Origin of the sequence: Mesorhizobium sp. M2D.F.Ca.ET.226.01.1.1, assembly GCF_004022705.2 — a bacterium.
Lineage (GTDB): Bacteria > Pseudomonadota > Alphaproteobacteria > Rhizobiales > Rhizobiaceae > Mesorhizobium.
In genome coordinates, this window is sequence record NZ_RZOY02000053.1 from 1 (window position 1) to 418 (window position 418).

General features: G+C 56.5%; 1 protein-coding gene. It reads right to left on the reverse strand.

Annotation, left to right across the window (positions count from 1 at the left end; genetic code table 11):
- The coding region (locus EN869_RS33720) for an aldehyde dehydrogenase family protein (protein WP_128334416.1) at window positions 1-418 on the reverse strand (418 nt) is incomplete at both ends.

Genomic DNA, 418 nt, shown 5'->3' on the forward strand with positions numbered 1-418 from the left:
CAGCCGGCAGCGATTGCCGGGGCCATCTTGCGGGCAAGCATTGCATTCGGGAAGTTCCACGGCGTGATGGCCCCAACAACTCCGATGGGCTGCTTGATCACGATGATGCGCTTATCCGGCTGATGACCTGGAATGGTGTCGCCGTAGACTCGCTTTGCTTCCTCACCGAACCACTCGACGTAGGATGCACCATAAAGAATCTCTCCCTTCGCCTCCGTCCATGGTTTCCCCATCTCTAGGGTGAGGATAGTGGCAAGATCATCGACATTCGATACTATGAGGTCGTACAGTTTTCGCAGGACTGCGGCGCGCTCCTTACCCGTCCTTTTCGCCCAGTTCTTTTGGGCAACATAGGCCGCCTCAATCGCCGACTTGACCTCCTCTTCACCGAGATCTGGAAGGGTTGCAAGGACTTCGC